A 19,562-nucleotide genomic window follows, 5' to 3' on the forward strand; every position below is an offset into this window, starting at 1 on the left:
CAGGATTGTCGCTTTGTGTTCGACTTATTTCGTGGTACGATGAGAAGGTAATTGTTCTGATAAAGGGGGAAATAACAGATGGGAACGCATTTACATATTACAGCATGGGTGCTAGGGATTATTTTATTCTTCGTTGCCTTTGCTCTAGCAGGTAAAAACGACAAAGGTGCTAAAATTGTGCACATGATTGTCAGACTATTGTACTTGATCATTATCGCAACAGGCGTAGAGCTGTATGTTCGCACAGGAATGAAAATTCCAGGTTTCGGTGGCGAGTATATCGGTAAAATGATTCTCGGTATCCTTGTGATCGGCTTCATGGAAATGGTTCTTGTACGCAAGAAAAAAGGAAAATCGGTGACTGGTGTATTGATTGGTTTTATCGTGTTCGCGATTGTGACCATTCTTCTCGGTTTACGTCTGCCGATCGGTTTCCATATCTTTTAACATAAAAAGGGCATTGCTTATACGAAGCAGTGTCCTTTTTATATGCCATCAAATTGCGAAACCGACCGGTAACCGTCAGAAGTGGTCCATTCAAAACGAATTTGACCTGCGACGGAGTCATGGTGACATTGAAGGGCAAGTGATTGTGAATCTGTCGAAAACTGAAAGAAAGAAACTCGTTGAAAAGAATGAAAGGAGGAGAAAACACAATCGTAGACGGAAAAACCAAGCTGCTCTACCTGTGCAATGATTTCATAAAAAACGTTTTCAGGAACGAACATCAGTAGGTCAAGCCATCCTTTCGCAAGTGATGCCGTATATTGAATCACTTCACCGCCTTGTACTTCTACTAGCTGCCCACTTTCATGAAGTATCATGGACCCGAGCAGTTCCCCTTTGGTCCACCTGCCATTTTCCTTCAAACAGATCATCGTGCTTTGAAGACTTTCTGGCAGCATGATGTCTCCTTCTTCATCTTCAATCAGACAATACCCGTTTTCAATCAGTAAATACCCGCTGCACCATCTTCGACTGCAGCGTTCAAGCTGCTTCATTCGTTTTTCCATTTGCAAAAGCTCCTTTCCTCTTTCTTTTCTTACCAAATCATGCTTGTCCTATACGCCCGAGAAAAAAAGGACAAATCAACTATCAAGGAGACGATGCATAAACTAAGAAAGGCTGAATGAGAACACTTGAGGAAAAACGGATGGGAGCTGATGATGATGTGTGGAATAACAGGCTGGGCAGACTTTAAAAAGCAGCTCATCCAACAGGATCATGTAATCAATCAAATGACAGATACATTATCTAAAAGAGGGCCAGACGATACAAATACGTGGAAAAGTGAGCACGTTCTATTTGGGCATAAAAGGTTAGCGGTTGTAGATGTAGAAGGCGGAAAACAGCCGATGACATATACACATCAAAACCATGCTTATACCGTTGTATACAATGGAGAGCTCTATAACACAGAAGATATAAGAAAAGAATTGTTAAAAAGGGGCCATCGCTTTCTTGGACATTCTGATACAGAGGTTCTTCTTCACGCCTACACAGAATGGAAGGAAGAGTGTGTGACCCATTTTAATGGTATTTTTGCATTTGTGATCTGGGATAGTGAGCGTGAATTATTATTTGCAGGGAGAGACCGGCTCGGCGTCAAGCCATTTTTCTATACAGAACGTCATCATTCCTTTTTATTTGGTTCGGAAATCAAAGCGCTACTTGCTCACCCTGATATGAAAGCAAAAGTCGATCATGAAGGATTATCGGAGATCTTTGGTTTAGGACCGTCTAGAACACCAGGGCAAGGAGTGTTTAAAGGGGTAAAAGAGCTGAGACCTGCTCATGCTTTGACTTTTTCAAAAGACGGACTGCGTGTGTGGAGATACTGGAATGTCAAAAGCAAGGCGCATACGGACTCACTTGATGACACCGCCCAGCACGTCAAGCATCTCTTTACAGATGCCGTCACAAGACAGCTCGTTTCTGATGTGCCTGTTTGTACATTTTTATCGGGTGGCGTCGATTCGAGTGCCATTACCGCCATTGCCGCTAAGCACTTTGAGAAAATAGGGAAAGCACCGCTTCATACGTATTCGGTTGACTACGAAGGAAATGATCAATTCTTTGAAGCAAGTCAATTCCAGCCGAATGCTGACGGTCCATGGATTGACCGCATGACCAAGGCGTTTCAAACGAATCATCACAGCTGCGTCATTGGACAAAAGGAGCTGGCTGCTTATTTGAAGGAAGCGGTTGAGGTCCGAGACTTACCGGGTATGGCAGATATTGATTCTTCTTTGCTTTGGTTCTGCCGAGAAATTAAAAAGGACTTTGTTGTCGGTTTGTCAGGTGAATGTGCGGATGAAATTTTTGGAGGTTATCCTTGGTTCCATGCGGCAAATGAAACGAATGGTTTTCCTTGGATGAGATCGACGGAAGCCAGAACGCAGCTCTTACAAGATTCGTGGCAAAAGAAGCTGTCACTAAGAGAATATGCACAAAGCAAATATGAAGAAACCGTGGCTGAAACGCCTCTTTTAGATGGAGAAACTGGAGTGGATAAAGCCCGAAGAGAACTTTTTTACTTAAATATGGTCTGGTTTATGACAACGCTGCTAGATCGAAAAGACCGAATGAGTATGGGGGCGAGTCTTGAGGTACGAGTGCCATTTGCAGACCATCGCCTTGTCGAATATGTGTGGAATATTCCTTGGGAAATGAAAATGCATGGAAATCGTGAAAAAGGGGTTTTACGAAAAGCATTAGAGGGAATTTTACCGAATGAAGTGCTTTATCGCAAGAAGAGTCCTTATCCGAAAACACATCATCCAGCCTATACCCAGGCTGTGAAAGAGATGTTAACAGATTGCCTTGCGCAAAAAGATTCTGTCCTTCACGAATTTCTAGATGCACATCAATTAAACCAGCTGATTGAAACGGAAGGAGCCTCCTTTCAAGTGCCTTGGTATGGCCAGCTCATGAAGGGCCCGCAGTTAATCGCTCATCTGGCGCAGATTCATCATTGGTTTGAAACGTATCGAATTGATATAGAAGCGTAATAAAGGGTCGGCTTTCTTACATTTGTTGAAGGGAAGCCGGCTTTTTTAATACATAGCATGAGACGAATAGAGCACATCAAAAGTTGATCTAATCTTTCTAATTTGTATAATTAACTTAAAGTGAATTAATTTGGAGGAAAAAGGATAATGAAAATCATTGTGATCGGAGCAGGACCAGGGGGACTTGCGGCAGCTATGATGCTTCAAAGCAAAGGACATGATGTTCAGGTATACGAAAAACAGCCCTTTGTTGGCGGACGTAACTCTAAGTTTCAACTCGGTGATTTCACGTTTGATACGGGTCCTACCTTTCTCAGCATGATTCATATTGCAGAGGAGTTGTTCACCTTTGCTGGTAAAAATCTTTATGACTATATTGATGTGATCGAATTAAAAGAAATGTATAGATTGATTTTTCAAGACGATCAGCTAGATATGATTCGAGATCGTGATGAAATGTATAGACGGTTAGAAGCCTTTGCACCTGGTGAGGGCGAAGGGTATTTACGATTTATGAACGATACAAAGCGCAAAATGGATCAGCTTACACCTATTTTACAAAGTAAAATGGATCGTTTTCATCACTATTTGCGTCCAAAGGTGCTCAAAGCACTTCCGCAGCTTTCATTGAATAAGAGTTTATATGATGTGCTGTCAGATTATTTCTCAAATGAATCAGTGAAATATGCGTTTACATTTCAATCAAAGTATTTAGGCATGTCACCGTGGGAGTGCCCTGGTGCTTTCTCCATTCTATCGTTTATGGAACATGACACAGGTGTTTTCCATCCGAAGGGCGGGGTCAATCAGCTGTCAGAAGCGATGGCAAAAGCAGCGGTTGAAGCTGGAGCGACGATTCATCTGTCAGCTGGCGTCGAAAAATTGCTGACGGAAGGCAGGAAAGTAAAAGGCATTCGCTTAGAATCTGGGGAAGAAATACAGGCAGATGAGGTTGTCGTAAATGGAGACTTTGCACATGTGATGACAAAGCTTGTAGAGCCAGGACTTTTAAAGAAATATAGCGAGAAAAAATTAAAAAAGAAAAAATTCTCATGCTCCACCTTTATGCTTTATTTAGGATTAGATACCATGTATGAGGAGCCGCATCATACCATCGTATTTTCCGATGATTATGCTCAATTTGTCAAAGGCATAACGAAAACGTATGAGCTGCCAGATGATCCTTCTATTTATATTCAAAATGCAAGTGTCACAGATGACTCGCTTGCGCCAAAAGGAAAGTCAGCTCTTTATGTGCTGGCACCTGTTGCCAACAATCAAAGCGGTATTGACTGGGAAGCGCATCAAGATGAATTTAGAGAACTTGTGCTGGACACACTTGAGCGAAAAACCGGTTTTAAGAATGTGAGACAGCATATAGAAGTCGAACGGATGATCACACCGAAGCAATGGGAGGAAGACCTTTACGTATACGAAGGAGCTACATTTAACCTTGGCCACCAGCTGACGCAGATGATGGTCCTAAGGCCGCACAATGAATTTGATGAATTGGACCATTGCTGGCTCGTAGGAGGAGGGACGCACCCAGGAAGCGGGCTGCCGACCATTTTAGAATCAGCACGTATCACGACAAATGCGATTCTTTCAAAAGAGAAACATACGCACAAAACATTGCCGCACCAAGAAAAGGGGAGTGCCTCATGAAAAAACATATATTGATTGCAGGTGGCGGGATTGGCGGGATGATCTCAGCACTTTATTTAAAAAAAGCTGGACATGATGTCACGCTTGTCGAAAAAAATGAGCGACTTGGCGGAAGACTTGCTTTTGTACGTGAGAAAGGATATAAAGTAGATGAAGGTCCGACCATTGTCCTACTTCCTGATATGTTAAAAGGTATTTTACATGAGGTTGGAATGGACGAAGCATCTCTTGATCTTTTGCAGCTTGATCCGCTGTATACGATTCAATATCAAGATGGAACCTCCTACACGAAGTACTCTGATGCATTTCGTCAGCTAGAGGAAATCAGACGTGTATTTCCAAAGGAAGATCAAGGATTTCTAAGGTTTATGGAAGAAATGACAGACCGTTTTCAAGAAGGGCAGCAAGCCTTTCTAGAGAAATCATTTCATGAAAAACGTACATTTTTTACAAAAGCAAACATGAAGATTTTAATGAAATTAAAGGCGTATCGAACGGTTCAAAGTGCTCTGAAAAAGTATTTCTCAGACGAACGCCTGCGAGATGCATACGCACTGCAAACCCTCTATGTCGGAGGGAACCCGTATGAAGCATCTGCTATTTATTCGCTCGTTTCATATAGTGAGCACGCACATGGAATCTACTATTTAAAAGGCGGCTATGCGAGCTTAGTAGATATACTGGAGAGGCAGCTCATAAAAATGGGTGTGCATGTAAGAAAAAATGAAGAAGTCACGGAGCTAGAGTTTGAGGGGAAACGCGTGGTTAGAGCAAAAGTCAGTGACGACCGTATAGCAGCTGATGCATTTGTGATCAACGGAGATTATCCAGCTGCGTTAAAACAGCTTGGTTTAGACGAACAAGATCGGCGTAAATACGTGCCGTCTTCTGGCTGTGTGATGGTGTATCTAGGGTTAAACAAGATGTACCATGATGCGCCTGTTCACCAATTTTTTATGGGAGAACACTTTGATCAGCATATGAAAGAGGTTTTTCAAACGAAGACGATCCCTCAAGATCCGTCGTTTTATACGTTTAATCCATCGATCATTGATCCATCTCTTGCCCCGGCAGGCTGTAGTGTTTTATATATGCTGATTCCCGTTCCCTCAGGAGATCATATCAACTGGGAAGAGGAGACAGATTTTGTAGAGAAAATGGTGGATCGTCTTGAGAAAAGAGGCTTTCCAAGATTGCGAGAGTCGATTGTCTGGGAAAAAATCAGAACACCAAATGATTCCTTGCGAGAAGGATTGTTTGAAGGCGGCAGCTTTGGACTTGCGCCTAACTTGTTTCAATCAGGTGTGTTCCGCCCGCAAGTGAAGGTAGCTGAGACGGGCAATCTTTATGCAGTAGGTGCTTCCATCCATCCTGGGGGCGGAGTGCCGATCGTGATGCAAAGTGCGAAGCTGATGGCTTCTGTGCTGTTAAAAGATTTGAATGACAGAAAGGAAGTGAAGCTAAGTGGTTGATGTACAAACAGCATTGAAATTATGTGAGGAGACGATTCAAACCCATTCTAAAACGTTTTACCGTGCCTTTTCCATGCTGCCTAAAAAGAAAAGACAGGCCGTCTGGGCTGTGTATTCCTTTTGCCGGAGAGCAGATGATATTGTAGATGAGTCCCCCTCGCCAAAAGAGGAGCTTGCATCCTTTCGAGAGACGTTTGATCGATTTTTACATGGTGAGGTAGATCGGAATGATCCGATGTGGGTGGCGCTAGAACATACATTTCAAGAGTTTCGTATGGATGAAGCCCCGTTCCGTGACTTGCTCCAAGGTCAAGAGATGGATTTAGAGCAGCATCGGTATGAAACGTTAGATGAACTGCTCATCTATTCCTACCATGTGGCTAGTACCGTTGGGCTTATGCTGCTTCCCATTATTGCACCGCGTAAAAAAGAACAGCTGAAAGAAGCAGCCATTTCATTAGGGATTGGCTTGCAGCTGACCAACATCCTTCGTGACATCGGCGAGGATAAGGCTGAAAGAGACCGCATTTATTTGCCAAAGCAAGTCATGGATCAATTCGGATATACAGAGCAAGAATTGCAAGAAGGCATTGTCAATCAAGCATTTCAGCACGTATGGGAGTACATTGCCTTTGAGGCAGAGGCATACTACGAGGAGTTTTTTGACCATCTTCATGAATTCCCGCTTTATTCACGTATATCAGTGAAAGCAGCTGCTCATTTTTATAAAGCCATTTTAGATAAAACAAGAGAAAATGAATACCGCGTGTTTACACAGCGATCATTTATTTCAAAGCAGGAAAAAGAACTTATTTTAGAAGATATTACGTAAAAAAGGACTGCACCCGCAGTCCTTTTTATGTGGAAGAAAAGCGATACTCTGTCCATACCCTTGAACGCCACCGCCTATACATAAAGATGCCTCTTACCCATTCATCCACGATAAAAGAAATCCAAACTCCAATGAGACCCATCTCAAGCTGAATGCCTAAAAAGTAAGCGATCGGAAGCCCAATGCCCCACATTGAAATCATCGCCATATACACTGGAAACTTCGCGTCACCAGCAGCCCGCAAGGAATTAATAATGACCATATTAAAAGAACGGCCCGGCTCCAAAATAATTGTTAATAGGAGGAGTGTGGCGGCGATTTGAATGATCTCGCTGTTGCTAGTGAAGAAAGCAAGCAAATGCGTCGATGATAAAGATAAAGCAGTGGAAGAAAGAAGGGAGATGCCAATGGCCCAGTATAAGCTTTTCATGCATCTGTGATAGGCAGCATCGAATTCCTTCGCCCCAATATGGCGCCCGATTAAAATTTGTGTCCCTTGGCTAATGGCTGCACCAAATAGCATAATGAACATCATTAAATTTTGAGTATAGACCTTTGCTGCTAATGCCTGCGTCCCCATAAACGTAATAAACAGTGTAATGATCATTTGAGAGCCGTTATAAGAAAGCTGCTCTCCAGCAGAAGGAATCCCGATTTTCAGAAGCTTTTTTAAATGTGTCCGCTGGATGTGAAACATCTTCTTCAGTGAAAAGCGTAATCCAATTCGGCGGCGTACAATGAGGATCATTGCCATTAATCCGATCAACCGAGCAAGTGAGGTAGAAAAAGCGACCCCCATCACACCTAATACGGGGAAGCCAAACGGACCGAAAATGACCAGATAGTTACCGGCAACGTTTAGCAAGTTCATTCCGATGGTGACATACATCGTATCTCTTGTATATCCATAGCTTTTTAAAATAGCACTATACGTCATAATGAGCGCTTGAATAAAAGAAAGCAGTCCGACAATTTGTAAAAATACCGCCGCATCCGGCATGAGCTCACTTGATAGGCCCATCAGGTGTAAAATGGGAACAGCTAATACAAACATGAGAAGACTAATGACAAAGCTAATCAAGAAGTTGGTTCCTAGTGAGACATAGGCGACTTGAGTCGCTTCCTGCCTGCGGCTAGCTCCTAAAAGCTGCGCAATCACAATCGTCGTTCCAGTTGTAATGAAACTGAACATGACAATCAATAAATTCAGGAGCTGGTTGCTTACACCAACTGCGGCAACACTATTATCGGAATATTGACTGAGCATGAGGGTATCCGCGCTTCCCATGAGCATATATAAAGAGATTTCAATAAAAATAGGCCAAGTTAATGCAAATAATGAAGGATGGGTTTTCTTACCCCTAGCTTGAACCTTTTGAATTGGCAGTGATTGAGGTTTCATCAATCAACCTCCTTTCGTATAAATCCGATTTATAGTGTACCTTGCATCGACTATAATAAGAAGAGATGAAACCGAAACTTATTGGAGAAATCCGACTTCATAAGGGGATGAATATGAATCGATTTATTACATTTACTGTACCGCCGTTCCCGGTTTATATTGCTTCAGGCAAAGGTGTATTTCATCAAGGAGAAAGACATATCTCTAGAACCTTCACTGTGTTTGATCTTCTTTATGTCACAAAGGGGGAACTATGGATCACAGAAGACAGAGAGGCTCATCACGTAAAAGAAGGAGAATATATCATTCTCTCACCTGGCTTGTCTCATGGGGGACACCTGCCATGCGAAGAAGAAACTCACTATGAGTGGCTGCATTTTTCAATTGATCCATTTGAGTTGACGAATCGGCTGAGAGAACACTGGTTTGATATGAAACAAAATCAAGCCACCTTTGAAAAGCCGGCAACATATGAATTTAGCCTGCCTCGTATAGGAAAAGTGAAAGGAAGAAATGTGTTCGAAAAACATCTTTCAGCAATGCGTGCACTAAATGATGACGCGTCTGAACTGCCGCTGAAAAAGCAGCTTCAGTTTGAGGAAATGCTCATTCATTTACAAAAAGAAGCATTTCATATTCCAAGTGCAAAGGAGAATGTCGCCTCAGAAGTGGTTCATTATCTTGAGCGTCACTTTATGAAGAAACTACAAATGGAAGAGCTTGCAGAGAAGCTGCATTATCATCCTGATTACATGACAAGGTGCATGCAGACGGTATATGGACTGACGCCAAACCAATACATCAATCGTCTCAAGGTCGAAAAAGCCAAAAGCATGCTTGCCTCAACGAATGATAAAATCGCAGCTATTGCTGATCACGTAGGCATTGACGACCCTACTTATTTTTCTAAACTGTTTCGGCAAAACGAAGGCATGACGCCTATCGAGTACCGTCATCTAGCAAAAAGAACGACAAAGTAAAGGAACGTGAACAGATGAAAAGGGAAAAGGAAGAGCATGTGAGCATACAAGCATTAAACGAAGCCGATTTAGAGATGGTATGGCATTTAAAATTCAAAGCACCAGATCAGTCCTATCGAAAGTGGAATGCCCCATATTTTTATGAACACGAAATCCCGCTTGCTGCATTTAAAAAACGATACTTACAGGACACATCCATTCCGCCAAAGCTATATGGCATTGAAATAGACGGCGAAATCAAAGGCACCGTGTCATATTATTGGGAGAATGAACGTACACGGTGGCTTGAATGCGGCATTCTCATTTATGACTCGCGCTTTTGGAGCGGTGGCGTTGGGACAAAGGCGTTAAGTCTATGGACTGATGAGTTATTTACACACATTGATATCCCTCGAATTGGTCTTACCACATGGTCGGGAAATGAACGGATGATGCGGTGCGCAGAGAAATGCGGATTTGTCCTTGAGGGGAGACTGCGAAAGGTCCGTTACTATCAAGGAGAATATTATGATTCGATGCGCTATGGGATGCTGAGAGAGGAATGGAAAAGCCTCCCGCGACATGCTACTTAACAATGATGAATCGTTTTAGGACAAAAGGGTCGAATGTTTGAATAAACTGAAGAAGAAGGGGGGCTAAAAAGCATAATAGAGAACATGTAATTTACATAAGGAGGAGTTTGAACGTGAGAATTACGGGGTTATTCGTTTCACTTGCTGTTGCCATTTATTTATGGTTTGATGCGCCAAAGCATGATAAAGACAAATGGCTGTGGGCCATTTTAGGTGTCCTATTTAGTACCATCGTTCTCGGTATTTATTTGATCAAGACAGAGAGGAAGGGACTTGGCTGGACCATTCTCATTTTAACGATCTTGTTTTATCTCATGCTGCTCATCTCTGTTTTGATCGGTATCATTCTTTTTTATCAGGTGAGTCCTTCATGAAGAAGGGCTTTTTTCTTTTACCTTTTGCGCAGGCACACCTGCAATAACAATCTTCTCCTCGTGAAAAGAACGGTTTACAACAGCATTTGCTCCGATTGAAATATGATTTGCAATATAGATGTCCCCAAACAGCTTAGCACCAGGGCCAATCCATACATGATCCCCAATGGTTGGCACATCCTTTTCATGATGGTTCTGACCAATATTCACCCCTTGATGAATATCACAAAATGCCCCAATTTTTGCATGCTTGTTCACAATTAAGAGACCCGTATGATTGATTCTAAGGCCAGGGCCGAAGACACCAATCGGAATATCAAAGCCAAGCTGCATGCCTTTCTTTTTATGTAAATAGCGATAAAACCATTTGCGAAGTGTAGCGCCGCTATTAGAATAGTATTCATATTTTCGTAAAATCCTTTGATATTTCCATATATCATCCCCAAACCACTTAGGTCTTTTGCGCTTAATGGCTAATGCTTTCTTATCCTGTGCCAAGTAGTGGTGAAGATCGTGCTTCGTTAAAATCATCAGATCCCTCTCCATTCCCTTTTGTTTCAGAGAAATTATACCATTATAACCATTTATATCAATATAGAGAGGCGTTTATTTCTTTCTTTTTCTACATCACTTTCATCCAGTTTCCTGTATAAAATAAGAGCTTCGTCATGAGTAGAACAAAAGAACCAGGAAGAATGATTTGTAATTTTTTCTACACCATTCCGTCTCATCCGTTTGATCTTCTTATGGCAGTAGAGGTTTGTAAAAATTACACGAAAATACTCGCTAAAAAGAGAATATAGCATTCATATGCTTTTCGAATCATCTTTTTGAATACAATTGACTTTCATATCTCACATCCTCTAGGCTAGTAAATGAAAATGATAATCTTTATCAATTGGAGGAGTGTTTTATTATGTCCATCAAAACCGTTTCTAAAAATCAGCAATTTTTAGAGCAGCAAAGTCAAAGAGAATCTAATGCAAGGTCTTACCCGAGACGGTTCCCATTAGCCATGCAAAAAGCCGAGGGTATGATCGTGACAGATGCGGATGGCAGAGAGTTTTATGACTGCCTGGCAGGCGCAGGAACACTTGCACTTGGTCACAATCATCCAGTTGTTATAGAAGCTATTGAACGTATGCTTCATGAAAAAAGACCGTTGCATACGCTGGACATAACCTCAGAAATTAAAGAAGAATTTGTGAATGAAATCTTTTCTCACTTGCCAGAAGAGTTTGCAAAAAGAGCCAAAATTCAATTTTGTGGGCCAACTGGTGGTGACGCCATAGAAGCAGCTATTAAATTAGTCAAGACAGCGACAGGTAATCGTTCCATTCTTTCATTCCACGGTGCGTATCACGGTGCGACACATGGCACGATGTCATTAAGCGGGAATTTATCTCCAAAGGAAAGAGTGCAAGGGTTAATACCTGATGTTCATTTTATGCCTTACCCATATGAATATCGCTGCCCATTTGGAATTGGAGGGAAGGATTCGCACCGCATTTCAAGTTCGTATATTGAGCGCGTATTAAATGATCCTGAAAGTGGTATTCTTCCGCCAGCAGGTATGATCTTTGAAGCAGTGCAGGGCGAGGGAGGCTCCATTCCAGCATCTATTGAATGGATGAAGGAAATGAGAAGAATCACAAAAGAAAAAGGGATTCCGCTCATTATTGATGAGGTTCAATCAGGCATCGGCCGAACAGGTAAGATGTTTGCCTTTGAACATGCAGGAATTGTACCTGACGTCATTGTGCTGTCAAAAGCCATTGGTGGAAGCCTGCCGCTTTCAGTTGTGATTTATGATAAAGATTTAGATCAATGGAATCCAGGTGCACACATCGGGACATTTAGAGGGAATCAAATGGCGATGGCTGCAGGAACCGCTACGCTTAAATTTATAAAAGAAACCAACCTGCTTGATCATGTAGAACAGTTAGGAAATCGTATGCAGGCTCACCTAAAAGACATCCAAAAACAAGTACCTGCTCTCGGTGATGTTCGAGGAAGAGGTTTAATGATTGGCGTTGAAGTAGTCAATCCAAATGAGAAACAGGATGTGGACGGAAGCTATCCAGCGAATTCAGAGCTGGCCAGTCTTATTCAAAAGAATTGCTTCGATAAAGGCTTAATTGTGGAGACAGGAGGCCGTTTCGGAAGTGTGATTCGATTCCTGCCGCCACTCATTATGACAGAAGAACAGCTTGAAAAAGTCATCGCTATTTTTAAAGAGGCCGTGTACGATGCAATCAACTAAAGCTTCTGTGGATTCATTATTTATGAATCAAAGCCAGCTTGGAAGAGAGTCCTTCCAAGCGGCTCTTCATACATCTATCGACAGCTTACTGGAGCAATGGCAAAAAGACACAGGACCATACAGCGGAATATTGCCTGGGAAATTAGCGGCTAGTGTCGAATCGTTATTCCGATTTCAACCGTTTGGAGAATCAATTGAATCTGTCTTTCAAGATATAAAAGAACATCTTTTGCCGCATTTGATTGATGTATCGCATCCTAAATGCTTGGCACATCTGCATTGTCCGCCGCTCATTCCTGCACTTGCCGCAGAGGTGATGGTGAGTTCCATTAACCAATCAATGGATTCCTTTGATCAAAGCGGTATTGCTTCTTTGGTTGAGGAGGAAATCCTCAAGTGGCTATGTGCAAAGTTTTCTTATGGCGGCTTAGCAGATGGGACATTTACAAGCGGTGGAACCCAATCTAACTATATGGGGCTGCTTCTGGCGAGAGATGCCTTTTGTGAAAACACATGGCAGTGGAATGTTCAGCAGAAAGGCTTACCAAGTGAAGCTCACCGCATGAGAATTCTTTGCTCTAAAAATGCTCATTTTACGGTGAAAAAATCTGCATCCCAGCTCGGTTTAGGGGAGCAGGCTGTTGTACTGGTCGAGACGGATGAGCATCACCGAATGGACCTCAATGATTTGAAAAAGAAGATGGTTGAATTAAAGGATCAGAACCTGCTTCCTTTTGCGGTAGTAGCGACTTGCGGGACAACTGATTTTGGAAGTATTGACCCGGTTCGAGATGTGTATGACATCGTCAAACCAGACGGTCTGTGGATTCACGCAGATGCTGCCTACGGCGGAGCACTTGTATTAAGCGAAACCTACCGAAGTAAATTAGCCGGTATGGAGCTTGCTGATTCAATCACGATCGACTTTCATAAGCAATTTTATCAGCCGATTTCTTGCGGGGCATTTTTGCTGAAGGATAAAAGACATTTTGGTTTGATCGATTATCATGCAGATTATCTTAATCCAAAGGAAGATGAACTAGATGGTATTCTACATCTCGTCAATAAATCTATCCAAACGACGCGCCGGTTTGATGCTCTGAAGTTACTTCTCTCTCTTCGTCTAATTGGAGAAGAAGGATTTGGTGACATCATTGACCATACCATTCATTTTGCGAAGGATGTGGCCGCGCTTATTGAGAGAAATGATCACCTTGAAGTAATCAATCCTGAGCCAGAAATCAATGCGATTGTGTTCCGATTTAAGGATGAGCACCGAACAGATGACATCAATAAAATCATTCATCGGACATTGTTCAAAACGGGAACTGCTGTCATTGCGAAAACAGTGGTTGATGGCCGAACATGCTTAAAATTCACTTTGTTAAATCCGAGAACGACAATCACACATATTGAGGAAATCCTTTCTGACATCGTTGATATCGGGATCGCTCATATTCAATCCGGGAGGGTACTACGTTGAGTCAATATAAACAAATGGCTGAAAATGCAACTATGCAAAGCTTTTTAAACTGTTTTTTACGCGAAACAGGAATCGATCGATCTGCAAAAAAAGAGACGAGAGCAGATGGCTCGCTTGTATTCATCGCAAAACTAGCAAAGCAAGATCTAGAGCTTGTGATTCCGATCCGATATGTTTCATCTGTTGGCCGCCATCTCTTTGATTTTCCGATTCGCTTCCGTCCGCAAGGCAGTGAACAAGAGGGCGCAATCGCCGATTACACGACACTTGTTGCTCTATGTTCAAAGGAGCTTCTCATTGAATATGGCCGCACAGATGCAGAGGATGAATTCATGCTTCGCATCATTTTAAGCTGCCGAAATATTGAACGATTCTTAAAGGAGCGAGAAAGTGATCGAGCAGCTCTTTCTGAAGCCGATTTTGAGTATATCGAGGCTGAGCAGTCACTTCTTCTTGGACATTTAACGCATCCCACTCCAAAAAGCAGACAAGGGATGACGGAGGAGGAAGAGGCGGTCTATTCTCCTGAGCTGAAAGGGGCTTTCCAGCTTCATTACTTTAAAGCGCACCATTCGATTGTGCTTCAGGATTCGTCTATTGCACAGTCTGCGGCAAGCCTCATGTTAGAAGAGCTCTTGCGCCAGGTACCAGAAGAAACAGAGAGACTGAATACGTTAACAGAAAGCGGAGAATATGTGCTCATTCCGATTCACCCGCTGCAAGTCAAAGTGGTCATGGAGAAAGCGTTCGTCCAGCGTTATATAGAGGAAGGGAAACTGACTTATTTAGGACCGCTGGGGTCTGAATACACAGCGACCTCATCCTTTAGAACTGTCTATCAAAAAGATTCTGCTTACATGCTCAAATTCTCTGTTCCTGTGAAAATTACAAACTCCTTACGTGTCAATAAACAAAAGGAACTGGATCGCGGAGTTGAGATGTCTCGCATTTTAAAAACAGAATTAGGCATTTCTTTATACGATAAATTCTCTGGATTCCGGGTCATTGAAGATCCTGCCTATTTATCCATTCAAGGAGAAGAGGCGGAATCTGGCTTTGAAGTAGTCATTCGTCAAAACCCATTTTTGCATCGTGAAAAAGGGGCAAGCTTAATTGCTGGATTATGTCAGGATCATGCGTTTGGTGGAAAATCGCGATTAGCAGGGATCATTCATGACCTTGCAGACGCAGAAGGCCGATCAACAGATGCTGTGAGCCAAGATTGGTTTAAGCAATATTTAACCATTTCGTTAGAACCGATGCTCTGGCTGTTTGAAACATATGGTCTTGCACTGGAAGCCCATCAGCAAAATGCTGTTGTGCAAATGAAGGCTGGTTACCCGGACACCTTCTATTATCGTGACAACCAAGGCTACTATTATAGTGAATCGAAAAAGGATAAACTCGCAAACCTTGTCCAAAACTTGAGCGTGAGAAGTGAAACCATTTGTGCAGATGATGTAGCCGTTGAGAGACTGCGTTATTATTTCTTCTTTAATCATTTATTTGGTCTCATTAACGGCTTTGGCACAGAAGGACTGGCAAAGGAAGAAGACTTGCTGGCACTCGTGAGAGACACATTGCTCGCTCATGAGGAAACATACGGGGCATCTGAACTGACAAACAGCCTTCTCCGCTCAAAGGAACTGCCTTCAAAAGCGAATTTGCTAACACGGTTTGAAGATATGGATGAGCTGACAGGATCTCTGGAAACACAGTCTCGTTACACAGCTGTCTTGAATCCGCTCTTTTTACATAAGGAGGCGCTGATTGGATGAGGCATCGTATTAGGTTTATTCGCGCTGAATATGAAAGGGATGTCCGGCTTGTCCACAAGTGGATGCAAGAAGAGTATGTTCACCCATTTTGGCATTTGAATATTCCGTTTCCTGCTTTTGAAAAGCATTTTTATCAGGCGATTCATGATCCGCATCAAACTCTTTATTTAGGAACAATTGATGGGACGCCAATGAGTTATTTTGAGGCATACAACGTCAAAGGTGACGTCATTGAATCCTACTATCAGCCTTCTCCGCATGATCAAGGAATCCATCTATTAATAGGGGAGCCGGATTATGTGGGAAAAGGATTTGCGGCCCCGCTGCTTCAGGCAATGACAGCCTTTCAATTTGAGCAGAACAAACGAACAGAAAAAATCGTCGCTGAGCCGGATATTCGCAATGAAAAAATGATCCATGTATTTGAAAAATGCGGATTTGAACGTGTAAAACCAGTCAATTTACCCGATAAAACAGGTCTTTTGATGTTTTGTGATAGAGAACGATTCGAAAGGAAGTATAACCATGACGCGGTTCAACAAGCAAAATAATGTAGTGGATGTAATTGGAATCGGCATTGGACCGTTTAACCTGGGACTTGCCGCATTATCTGAAGAGGTAAATGAAATCGACGCTTTGTTTTTTGAAAGAAGTGAAGCCTTTCATTGGCACCCAGGTATGCTCATTGAAGGGACGACACTGCAAGTCCCCTTTTTAGCGGACCTTGTCAGCATGGCAGATGTGAAAAGCAAATATAGCTTTCTTAACTATTTGCAGGAGCAAAACCGTTTGTATTCATTTTACTTTCTAGAGGATTTTCATATCCCGCGCAAGGAATATAGTCATTATTGCCGCTGGGTCGCAGATCAGTTAGACTCTTGCCGATTTGGCATGAACGTCGAATCTGTCTCATTGATTGAGAAAGCAGGAGAAAAGCGATATGAAGTGCATGTCCGTCATGTGAATGATCAAACCGTAGAGGTATTTGAAAGTAAGCATCTCGTCTTAGGAATTGGTACACAGCCGGCGATACCAGCATCGCTCCAGCCAGCTTTAGGAGAGAAAGTTTTTCACTCTGCTGACTATTTAAAACGAAAGAAAGAAGGCTGTTTTAAAGGGAAATCTGTGACAGTTATCGGCTCTGGCCAAAGTGCGGCAGAAGTGTTTTATGATATTTTATCAGATGATGAGGCAAAGGATATTCACTGGTTCACACGCTCTAAAGGATTTTTCCCAATGGAATATTCAAACCTTGGTCTTGAATATTTCTCTCCAGATTATATTGATTTCTTTTATGAGCTTCCGCAAACAAAAAAGGATGCTTTGTTAAAGCAGCAAGACTTGCTGTATAAAGGCATCAGCTCTGCAATGATCCGTGATATTTACCATTTGCTTTATGAACGTTCTGCCTGCGGAGAGCAGTTGAACACAGTGCTTCAAGCGATGACAGAGGTCAACTTGATTGAGGAAACAGCGGACGGCTTGTCCCTTTCATGCATGCAATGGGTCAAAGAGGACACCTTTACCCATGAGACCGATATTGTTGTGCTGGCGACTGGCTATCAATCGGTACTGCCGCCGTTTATCAACCCAATTTCTCATCACATTCAATGGGACGATCAAGGACGGTTCCAGGTCGAACGTGAATATCGCTTGAAAACTAATACAATGGGTGAAAATGATATTTTTGTGCAAAATGCTGAGCTTCATACACATGGGGTCGGCGCTCCGGATTTAGGGCTTGGCGCTTACCGAAACAGTGTGATTATCAATGAACTTGCTCGTCAAACCGTGTATCCACTTTATCAAAAGCACGTCTTCCAGACATTTGGTACACACAAGAACGTCAACACATTTGAAGAAATCAAAGGTTAAGGAGGATGAAGCGATGAGTGTACAAGATGAATTGAAAAAAGCGGTGAATCCTGCTGCTTGGAAAAAGGCAAACCAGCGAATGGTGGCAAAAATGCTGTCTGAATACATGTATGAGGACATGCTTCATCCCGTGCAGCTAGATCGTAAGGATGGCATCGCTCAGTATGAATTAATCATTCACGAACATAAGAAATATCGCTATCTCGCAAAAACTCGTTTGTTTGATAGTTTTGATACAATCGCTGAATCAATCGAGTGCTGTCAAGACGGAAAATGGTCAAAGGATGTCAGTGCGATTGTGTTTTTACTAGACATTCAGCCGCTCATTCCAATGTCTTCTGATACAACAGGCCATCTTATCAAAGAGCTTCATCATACCCTGTTAGCAGATGTACATTTGCTGTCGAAAAAAGCACTTCGTGCGGATGAACTGACAGATACAGATTACGCTTGGATTGAAGGAGAGATGACAGGCCATCCTTGGATTGTGTATAACAAAGGACGAATTGGGTTCAGTTACGATGACTACCTAGCCTATGCACCTGAAAGGCAAGAAAGTGTGCAGCTGTCTTGGATTGCTGTTCACAGGGACCTTGCGACATTCCATGCGGTCGATCATGAAGATTATGAGCAGGTGATCGCCAAAGAATTAGATGAAGTCACGATCCGTCAATTTCACCGCGTGTTAAAGGATGAAGGATTGAATGCAGCTGATTATTATTTGATGCCTGTTCATAAGTGGCAGTGGACGCATATGATTATTCAGCATTTCCCGGAAGATTTGGCCTTGCGCCGGATTGTGTATGTAGGAGAGGGACTGGATCAATATATCCCGCAGCAGTCCATCAGAACCTTTACAAACATCTCAAATAAAGGCAAGCATCATATTAAACTGCCAATGAGTATTTTAAATACACTCGTGTACCGGGGACTTCCGTCAGAACGGACAGTCATTGCCCCTCGTATTACAGCGCATATTAAAGGGATTGCGGATCAAGACTCATTTTTATCGGATGTCTGCCGCGTGATTTTACCTGGTGAGAATGCAAGTATCAATGTCGATCATCCTTACTACAGCAAACTGCCTGGTGCGCCGTATCAATATCTTGAGATGCTCGGTGTGATTTTTAGAGAAAGCATTTACACGTATTTAGATGAAGGAGAGAGCCCTGTTACACTTGCAGCACTCACTTATGAGGATCATGAAGGTGAGCCATATGTGAAACAGCTGATTGAAAAATCTGGTCTCTCAGCAAAGGAATGGATGGCGAAATTTTTCCATGTTGTGATGCCGCCGCTGCTGCACTTCATGTATCAATATGGCACCGTCTTTTCACCACACGGGCAAAATACGATTCTTGTGTTAAAAGATCATCAGCCGCATCGTTTGGCGATCAAAGATTTCGTTGATGATGTGAATATTAGTGATCAGCCGCTGCCTGAATTGGCTTCACTAGGAGAAGATTTAAAAGAAGTGCTGCGGAGTGAGCCGCCGGAAGGGTTAGTGCAGTTTATCTTTACAGGACTGTTTATTTGTAACCTGCGTTACGTTTCAAACGTGTTAGACAATCATCAGCTGTTAGATGAAACGACACTTTGGCGCTTGCTTGCAGAAGAAATTCAGCATTATCAAAAGCAATTCCCGCAGCTGAAGGACCGTTTTGAACTATTTGATCTATTCCAGCCGAAGCTGACAAAGCTGTGCTTAAATCGTAATCGAATGATTGATTATGGGTACGGAGATGGAGATGACCGCCCGCATGCGTCAGAGCATGGGAAGGTCAAAAATGCACTCGCTCATGTTCTTTCGTCCGCCTGTGAGAAGTAATAGAAAAGCTGTAGACATCAACTGTCT

Annotated in this window: 17 protein-coding genes; 14 read left to right on the top strand and 3 right to left on the bottom strand. The window is 42.6% G+C overall.

Going from position 1 to position 19,562, the window contains the following annotated elements; genetic code table 11:
• Positions 1 to 78: 78 nt before the first annotated feature.
• Positions 79 to 447 (top strand): YisL family protein, encoded by a 369-nt coding sequence (locus tag C6Y06_RS06270; protein WP_034663442.1) that lies wholly within the window; start codon positions 79 to 81, stop codon positions 445 to 447.
• Positions 448 to 485: 38 nt separating this feature from the next.
• Here the strand turns inward: C6Y06_RS06270 and C6Y06_RS06275 are convergent, their stop codons facing one another.
• Positions 486 to 1,013, bottom strand: a complete 528-nt coding sequence (locus C6Y06_RS06275) for a DUF2777 family protein (RefSeq protein ID WP_095284998.1) — start codon at positions 1,011 to 1,013, stop codon at positions 486 to 488.
• A gap of 156 nt (positions 1,014 to 1,169) precedes the next feature.
• Here C6Y06_RS06275 and asnB point away from each other — a divergent pair, with 156 nt between their 5' ends.
• From asnB to C6Y06_RS06295, 4 genes are all read left to right on the top strand, one after another.
• On the top strand, positions 1,170 to 3,011 hold the full coding sequence (gene asnB / locus C6Y06_RS06280; protein ID WP_034663432.1) for an asparagine synthase (glutamine-hydrolyzing): 1,842 nt from the start codon (positions 1,170 to 1,172) through the stop codon (positions 3,009 to 3,011).
• A gap of 147 nt (positions 3,012 to 3,158) precedes the next feature.
• Positions 3,159 to 4,676, top strand: a complete 1,518-nt coding sequence (locus tag C6Y06_RS06285) for a phytoene desaturase family protein (protein WP_066031060.1) — start codon at positions 3,159 to 3,161, stop codon at positions 4,674 to 4,676.
• A complete protein-coding gene (locus C6Y06_RS06290; RefSeq protein ID WP_106036682.1) occupies positions 4,673 to 6,148 on the top strand; it encodes a phytoene desaturase family protein in 1,476 nt (491 codons plus the stop codon). Before C6Y06_RS06285 ends, C6Y06_RS06290 begins: the two co-directional genes overlap by 4 nt.
• The gene (locus tag C6Y06_RS06295) at positions 6,141 to 6,980 is read left to right on the top strand and encodes a phytoene/squalene synthase family protein (protein WP_060595965.1); all 840 of its coding nucleotides are present in this window, start codon (positions 6,141 to 6,143) and stop codon (positions 6,978 to 6,980) included. The genes C6Y06_RS06290 and C6Y06_RS06295 overlap by 8 nt, the downstream gene beginning before the upstream one ends.
• A 25-nt stretch (positions 6,981 to 7,005) precedes the next feature.
• Here the strand turns inward: C6Y06_RS06295 and C6Y06_RS06300 are convergent, their stop codons facing one another.
• Positions 7,006 to 8,382 (bottom strand): MATE family efflux transporter, encoded by a 1,377-nt coding sequence (locus tag C6Y06_RS06300; RefSeq protein ID WP_060595966.1) that lies wholly within the window; start codon positions 8,380 to 8,382, stop codon positions 7,006 to 7,008.
• Positions 8,383 to 8,495: 113 nt separating this feature from the next.
• On the opposite strand from C6Y06_RS06300, the gene C6Y06_RS06305 reads away from it, so the two are divergent.
• The 3 genes from C6Y06_RS06305 (at position 8,496) to C6Y06_RS06315 (ending at position 10,308) form a co-directional block, all read left to right on the top strand.
• The gene (locus C6Y06_RS06305) at positions 8,496 to 9,362 is read left to right on the top strand and encodes an AraC family transcriptional regulator (protein ID WP_060595967.1); all 867 of its coding nucleotides are present in this window, start codon (positions 8,496 to 8,498) and stop codon (positions 9,360 to 9,362) included.
• A gap of 14 nt (positions 9,363 to 9,376) precedes the next feature.
• Positions 9,377 to 9,934: a GNAT family N-acetyltransferase gene (locus C6Y06_RS06310; protein WP_106031485.1), complete on the top strand. Its 558-nt coding sequence runs from the start codon at positions 9,377 to 9,379 to the stop codon at positions 9,932 to 9,934.
• 113 nt (positions 9,935 to 10,047) lie between these two features.
• Positions 10,048 to 10,308 carry a hypothetical protein gene (locus C6Y06_RS06315; protein WP_081311424.1) on the top strand — a complete coding sequence of 87 codons (261 nt, stop codon included), beginning with the start codon at positions 10,048 to 10,050 and terminating at the stop codon, positions 10,306 to 10,308.
• On the opposite strand, the gene C6Y06_RS06320 is transcribed toward C6Y06_RS06315, so the two are convergent.
• Positions 10,303 to 10,839, bottom strand: coding sequence for a serine O-acetyltransferase (locus tag C6Y06_RS06320; RefSeq protein WP_034663405.1), 537 nt, complete (start codon positions 10,837 to 10,839; stop codon positions 10,303 to 10,305). The two genes, C6Y06_RS06315 and C6Y06_RS06320, sit on opposite strands and share 6 nt — an antisense overlap.
• 385 nt (positions 10,840 to 11,224) lie before the next feature.
• On the opposite strand from C6Y06_RS06320, the gene C6Y06_RS06325 reads away from it, so the two are divergent.
• From C6Y06_RS06325 to C6Y06_RS06350, 6 genes are read left to right on the top strand one after another with little or no spacing between them, the layout of a single operon-like run.
• Positions 11,225 to 12,571: an aspartate aminotransferase family protein gene (locus tag C6Y06_RS06325; RefSeq protein ID WP_106036683.1), complete on the top strand. Its 1,347-nt coding sequence runs from the start codon at positions 11,225 to 11,227 to the stop codon at positions 12,569 to 12,571.
• Positions 12,558 to 14,054 (top strand): pyridoxal phosphate-dependent decarboxylase family protein, encoded by a 1,497-nt coding sequence (locus C6Y06_RS06330; protein ID WP_106036684.1) that lies wholly within the window; start codon positions 12,558 to 12,560, stop codon positions 14,052 to 14,054. Before C6Y06_RS06325 ends, C6Y06_RS06330 begins: the two co-directional genes overlap by 14 nt.
• A complete protein-coding gene (locus C6Y06_RS06335) occupies positions 14,051 to 15,832 on the top strand; it encodes an IucA/IucC family protein (protein WP_066031055.1) in 1,782 nt (593 codons plus the stop codon). Before C6Y06_RS06330 ends, C6Y06_RS06335 begins: the two co-directional genes overlap by 4 nt.
• The gene (locus C6Y06_RS06340) at positions 15,829 to 16,383 is read left to right on the top strand and encodes a GNAT family N-acetyltransferase (protein WP_060595973.1); all 555 of its coding nucleotides are present in this window, start codon (positions 15,829 to 15,831) and stop codon (positions 16,381 to 16,383) included. The genes C6Y06_RS06335 and C6Y06_RS06340 overlap by 4 nt, the downstream gene beginning before the upstream one ends.
• The gene (locus C6Y06_RS06345) at positions 16,358 to 17,707 is read left to right on the top strand and encodes a lysine N(6)-hydroxylase/L-ornithine N(5)-oxygenase family protein (RefSeq protein WP_095285002.1); all 1,350 of its coding nucleotides are present in this window, start codon (positions 16,358 to 16,360) and stop codon (positions 17,705 to 17,707) included. The genes C6Y06_RS06340 and C6Y06_RS06345 overlap by 26 nt, the downstream gene beginning before the upstream one ends.
• Positions 17,708 to 17,720: 13 nt before the next feature.
• On the top strand, positions 17,721 to 19,535 hold the full coding sequence (locus C6Y06_RS06350; RefSeq protein ID WP_095285003.1) for an IucA/IucC family protein: 1,815 nt from the start codon (positions 17,721 to 17,723) through the stop codon (positions 19,533 to 19,535).
• The last annotated feature ends 27 nt before the right edge of the window (positions 19,536 to 19,562 follow it).

It is taken from the genome of Bacillus sp. MZGC1, assembly GCF_002998605.1.
Lineage (GTDB): Bacteria > Bacillota > Bacilli > Bacillales > Bacillaceae > Bacillus.